The 5788-nt window shown below is 73.1% G+C and carries 5 protein-coding genes; 1 reads left to right on the top strand and 4 read right to left on the bottom strand.

Going from position 1 to position 5788, the window contains the following annotated elements:
- Positions 1 to 32 precede the first annotated feature (32 nt).
- From Voc01_RS13120 to Voc01_RS13105, 4 genes are all read right to left on the bottom strand, one after another.
- On the bottom strand, positions 33 to 1550 hold the full coding sequence (locus tag Voc01_RS13120; RefSeq protein ID WP_203927656.1) for an ATP-dependent DNA ligase: 1518 nt from the start codon (positions 1548 to 1550) through the stop codon (positions 33 to 35).
- A gap of 12 nt (positions 1551 to 1562) precedes the next feature.
- On the bottom strand, positions 1563 to 1796 hold the full coding sequence (locus Voc01_RS13115; protein WP_203927655.1) for a hypothetical protein: 234 nt from the start codon (positions 1794 to 1796) through the stop codon (positions 1563 to 1565).
- Positions 1797 to 1914: 118 nt separating this feature from the next.
- Complete coding sequence (locus Voc01_RS13110) at positions 1915 to 3969, bottom strand: putative bifunctional diguanylate cyclase/phosphodiesterase (RefSeq protein WP_203927654.1); 2055 nt, start codon at positions 3967 to 3969, stop codon at positions 1915 to 1917.
- 624 nt (positions 3970 to 4593) lie between these two features.
- Positions 4594 to 4812 (bottom strand): DUF7455 domain-containing protein, encoded by a 219-nt coding sequence (locus Voc01_RS13105; protein WP_203927653.1) that lies wholly within the window; start codon positions 4810 to 4812, stop codon positions 4594 to 4596.
- A gap of 295 nt (positions 4813 to 5107) precedes the next feature.
- Between Voc01_RS13105 and Voc01_RS13100 the strand changes: the two genes are divergently transcribed.
- Positions 5108 to 5788: CBM96 family carbohydrate-binding protein (locus Voc01_RS13100; protein WP_307781569.1), on the top strand; the 681-nt coding region annotated here is incomplete at its 3' end.

Raw genomic sequence — 5788 nt, 5'->3', positions numbered from 1 at the left:
GTCATCCCGTGCCAGACCTTGGAATCGATCGGCTAGGTCAACCAGGTCGCCAGCGCACGCACCTGCTCGATGGTGTCGGCCTCCGCGGCCGTCTTGTCCTCGCGGTAGCGCACCACGCGGGCGAAGCGCAGCGCCACCCCGCCCGGGTAGCGCGACGACCGCTGCACCCCGTCGAACGCGATCTCGGCGACCAGTTCGGGCCGCACCTTCACCACCCACTCGCCCTTGTCTGTGGCCAGCGACAGCAGCTTCTCGGTCTGCCACTTCAGCATCTCGTCGGTCAGGCCCTTGAACGTCTTGCCCAGCATCACGAAACCGTCGCCGGAGCGGGCGCCCAGGTGCAGGTTCGACAGCCACCCGCGGCGGCGGCCGCTGCCCCACTCGACGCCGAGGATCACCAGGTCGAGCGTGTGCCGGGGCTTGACCTTCACCCACGCGGCGCCCCGGCGACCCACGTCGTACGGCGCCGACGCGGACTTGACGACCAGCCCTTCGTGCCCGGCGGCCAGCGCGTCACGCCAGGCGGCGTCGGCGGCGTCGGGCGAGTCGACCACGTAATGCCCCACCAGCGCCGATGGAGGGGCCAGCGCGGACAGCGCCGCCCACCGCTCGGTCAGCGGCGCGTCGAGCAGGTCGGCGCCGTCGAGGTGCAGCACGTCGAAGAAGAACGGCTGCACCGGCAGCGCGCCGTCGCGCCTCGCCGCGCGGCTCGACGTCTCCTGGAACGGCAGCGGACGCCCGTCGGGGCCGACGCCCAGCGCCTCGCCGTCGAGCACCACCGACCGGACGGGCAGGGAACCAACCACCGACACGACCCCCGGCACGCGCGCGGTGATGTCGTCGAGGCTGCGGCTGAAGACCTTCACGGTGTCGCCGTCGCGGTGCGCCTGTACCCGGATGCCGTCGAGCTTCACGTCCGCGATGGCCGGCATGCCGACAGACGTGAGCGCCGCCGCCACGTCGGGCGCGCTCGACGCGAGCATCGGAGCCAACGGCCGCCCGACCGTCAGGCGGAAGTCGTCGAGCGATCCGCCGGTGAGCGCCACCGCCGCCACCTCGGTGAGCGACCCCGACAGCAGCAGCGCCCGGCGAACCGCCGTCGCGGGAACGGAAGCGGCCTTGGCGATCGCGTCCGCGAGCAGACCCGCCTGGGCGCCCTGGCGCAGCTCACCACTCAACAGGCCGACGAGCATTCGTTGTTCGTCGACTGTGCCCGTCACAAAAAGCTCTTCGAGGAGACGACGGCGCTCGGCCTGCGATCCGCGCCCGGCCACGACGGACATCGCGCCGACGCGCCGGTCGACGTCGGCGACCGTCAGCGACGGCTCGGAAGCGGGAGGCGGCAGGTCGCGGAGGCTGGCGTAGCCGACGCCGGTCTGCCGTTGGAGGAGCTCGCCGGCGAGGTAGGCGGCGCCGGCGGCGAGGACGCGAGGGTCGTCCGTGTCGGCGGCCAGCCGGCGCAGGCAGTCGGCGAGCAGGTCGATCTTGGCGAGGCGGCCCGACGTGGCCGCCACCGCGGCCGACGTGGCCGCGAGGTCCGCGAACAGCACGGACCTAAGATTTCACGCGTAGGCGAGTTCCACAGTGCCAAGGCACCAGCTCATGCGGCCGACCGCACACTCGGGGTGCTCGCCGTACTCCTCCGCGACCCGGGCGGCCAGGCCGCGCGGACCGTAGCGGCGGACGTTGCGCGACACGGCGTCCCGCACGAGATCTGCGGTCAGCACATCGGATCGCTGCAGGTCGGACACGAACAGGGCCTCGGCCCGCATGCTCGCGAGTTCCTGAACCGACATGTCATCCCCTCCCGAAGTCACTCACCGTGTGCTTCGTCACTAAGACAACCGCCGGATGGGTGCCGGGGGGACGCACAGGCGGTGCGAATCAGTGAGACCACGTTCCGCACACGATCGGTTACGGATCCAGCAAGGCATCGATGATCGGCGCTGGAACAGGGGGCGAGTACAGGTATCCCTGCGCCAGCGGGCACTTCAGCCGGGTCAGCGCGCGGGCCTGACCGTCGCCCTCGACACCCTCCGCGATCGTCACCAGATCGAGTACCGCCGCCAGTTGCAGCACCGCACCGGTGATCGCGTACTGGCGGTGCTCGTGCTCGGGAGCCACGAACGCCCGGTCGAGTTTGAGGACGTCCACCGGCAGCGACATCAGGTACGACAGCGACGAGTACCCCGTACCGAAGTCGTCGACCGCGACCCGCACCCCCTCCGACCGCAGCCGCTCCAGCGCCGCCCGGGTCGAGCCGGCGTCGGTGATCAGCACCGACTCGGTCACCTCGATGATCAGCGCCTCCCCCGGCGCGCCCGCCGCCGAAAGCGTGTCGAGGACCCCCTCCGCGAACCCCTCCTCCCGCAGCTGGTGCGCCGACACGTTCACCGTCACCGCCACCCCGTGCCGGGAGAACCAGCGCGCCGCCTGCGCGCACGCCTCCCGCATCGCCCACCAGCCGATCGGCACGATCAGCCCGGTCTGCTCGGCCAGCGGCACGAACTGCACCGGCGGCACCTGCTCGCCGCCGTACCGCCAGCGCAGCAGCGCCTCCGCGGCGACGATGCGGCCCGTCGCCAGCTCCACCACCGGCTGGAAGTGCAGCTCGAGCTCGCCCCGGTCGAGCGCGTTCCGCAGGCCGCCGGCGAGCGTGCTGCGCCGCAGCAGCGCCTCCTTCAGTTCCGGCCGGAAGAGCACCAGCCGGTCGCGGCCGGTGGTCTTCGCCGCGTCCAGGGCCAGGTCGGCGTCGCGCAGCGCCTCGGCGGGGTTGGAGATGCGCACCATCCCGGCGCTCGCGGTGACGTGCAGCTCCCGCGGACCGATCCGGTACGCCGGACGCAGCGCGGCCAGGGCCCGCCGGGCCGCCGCCTCGGCATCCCCCCGGCACAGCACCGCGAACTCGTCGCCGCCGAGACGGGCGAGCATCGTGTTCCGGAACACCGTCCGCAGCCGGCCGGCGACCTCCATGAGCAGCGCGTCGCCGGTCTCGTGCCCGTGGGCGTCGTTGATCTCGGCGAACCCATCGAGGTCGAACAGCACGAGGCTGCCCTGCCGCTGCGGTCCGTTCAGCCGGGCGGTGAGCGCGGCCCGGCTGGCGAGCCCGGTCAGCGGGTCGTGGTTGGCGCGGTGGGTCAGCTCGTTGCGCAGCGCCTCCCGCTGGGCCCGGGTGTAGGCCAGCGCCTCGGCCGTCTTCCCGACCAGCGACGCGAGCATCGCCAGCCGCACCACGAGCAGCAGCGCCACGCCCGCGCCGAGGAACCCGGGCACGAGCGCGGTCGCGGGCGCGTCCTCGACCAGCGCCGGCGCGACCGGCACCGTCAGCGCCAGCACGGCGAACACGGCCAGCCGCCGCGGCGACACGGCCACCGGTCCCGACCGCCCCCGCGGCCGGCGGTCGCTGGCCGGGTGAAGGGCCGCGGCCGCCACCCCGACCGTCCAGAGCGTGTGCAACGGATACGCCGGCGCGCCGAGCGCGTGCAGGAGGTCGCCGCCGACCAGGGCCGCCACGGCGGCGGTGAGCATCAGCTGCGCCGGCGGTGGCCGTCCCCCGAAGCCGACCAGCCGCAGCGCCGCCGCCACCAGGAGCAGATCGAGCACCACGTACGCGAGCCCGGTGCTCCCCCCGGTCGGCTGCACGATCAGCCAGCCACCGATCGCCGCCGCCCCGGTGATCACCGCCGCGTCGACGAGCAGCCCCGGCGCCACCGGCCCACCCGAACGCGAGAGCCACACCAGTCCCGCGGCCACGGCCGGGTAGGGCAGCAGCATCGGCAGCCCGGGTCCCGTCACCGCCGACAGCACCACCCACGCCGCGCACACCGCGACGATCAACGCCCACCCGTTGCGCCGCCGGGCCACGGCCACGCCGGCGGCGATCACGGCCGCGGCCCTGGTCGCGTGCGTGAGGGTGTCGGCCGCCGTCGTGGGCAGGACCGCGGAGAGCGCGGCCAACGGAACACCCACGCTCAGAGCGAAAACCCATCCGAGACGGCGTAGCGGGCGGTCCGGAGCGACCACGGTCTCCGGTACGGCGCCGTACGGGTCCGCCGGCCCTGTCGGGCCGGGGGTGCGCGCTTCGCGCGGTGTTCTCGCGTACGGCGCATGCCTGACGGCCGGCCCGCCCGACGGCCGGGGGCGCCGATCGGGACGGACCGCCCCGCCAACCTCACCCGGTCGCTGTGGCGCCACGGAGAACTTATAGTGCAAACAACCCCAAAAGTCCTAAAACACGCGGACGGCGGGCCGACCCCGAACGGGTGACCCGCCGTCGGACCGCTCCCCGAACCTAGCGACCGCCCCCCGCTGACGACCCCCTCTTCGCCGAACACCACCCCCGCACACCGCACCCACCTCAGCGTTGATCAGCTTTTCCGGAACGGATGTGCAGTGGCACTTCACCTTTGTTCCGGAAAAGCTGATCAACCTGCTGGGTCGCTCGGTCGAAACACGACGGCCCCATCCCCGCGCGCCGGGGGCTCGCGCGGGGATGGGGCTCGGGGGGCGCGGGCGTCCGTGGGGGGCGGGTACGCGGTGCGCGGCGGGGTGGGTCAGGGGGATACCGGGTGGGTCAGGGGGATACCGGGTGGGTCAGGGGGCGCGCCAGCCGAAGCCGGACTCGACGACGACACGGTCGGCGCAGGTGCGGATGGTCTCGGCGTAGCGGTTGGCGTGGTGACCGCAGAACGTGAGGTCGCCGCCGCCCGGGAGGAAGGCTCGCACCTTGCCCGCGGCGCCGCACCGGTCGCAGCGCTCGGGCAGCTCGGCTGCGACGGTGACGGTCGGCTCGGAAACGACAATCTGCGTCATCGCGCATCTCCTCTGGGGGGCGGTCACTGGCTCGTGGGGGCGGTCACTGGCTCGCACTCAACGCTACGGCCGCCGGGGCGGCGACTGAAGTTCAGCGACGGTGACGTACGGCTGCCAGTTGGTTGCGTGGCCGGGCAACCGTTCCGCACCGCGGCGTGTCCTTTGTGGATGGTCGCGGTGGGGGTGGTGGTACCGGGATGGCAACCGGTGGCGACCCGGGGTGGCTACGGGTGGTGGGGAGTCTGTGGTGGTGCCCACCCCCGGGCAGTTGTCGTTGTGACGAGGAGAGCCCCCCGTGACTCACCCCCAACCCTCTTTCCGCCGTGCGGTCTCCGTTGCCGTTGCCGCCTTCTGCGCCGCGGCCGGTGTGTCGGCAGTCGTTCCGCCCCCTGCCGCTGCCGCCGCCGGGACGTCGTCGACGGTGCGGGTTGCCGCCTCGGACGACAGTTACGTGTCCTCCGCCCGGCCGACGTACGGATTCGGTGGCAGCGACTCGGTGGTCGCCGGGGCCAAGGGTGGAGACCGGATGACGGGGTTCGTCAAGTTCACCGTCGCCGCCCTGCCGGCGGGGTCGACGGTCGCCAGGGCCGAGGTGAAGCTGTCGCGGGACACCTCGACGCCGTTACCGTCGTCGGTGTCGGTGCGCAAGGTCGGCGCGACGTCGTGGACCGAGGCCGCCCTCACCGGCCGGAACGCCCCCTCGGTCGGCGCGGAGGTCGCCACGGTGAAGCCGGCCGCGTCGGCAGGGTCGGTGTCCTTCGACGTGACGACGGTGGTGGCGAAGGCCGGCACGTACACGTTCGGTGTCACCTCCAGCGCCACCAACGCGATCGCGCGCTTCCAGTCGACGGAGAAGGGCGGCAACGGGCCGCAGCTGATCCTCACGCTCAAGACCCCCGCCCCGACCAGGCCGGTCACGACGCCAGGGACGAACTGCACCGTCGACGCCAAGCTGGTCCCGTCGTGCAACGTGCTG

Origin of the sequence: Virgisporangium ochraceum, assembly GCF_016863655.1 — a bacterium.
GTDB classification, from domain to species: domain Bacteria; phylum Actinomycetota; class Actinomycetes; order Mycobacteriales; family Micromonosporaceae; genus Virgisporangium; species Virgisporangium ochraceum.
The sequence above is the reverse complement of the archived record's forward strand: the minus strand, read 5'-3'. Positions and strand labels throughout refer to the sequence as shown.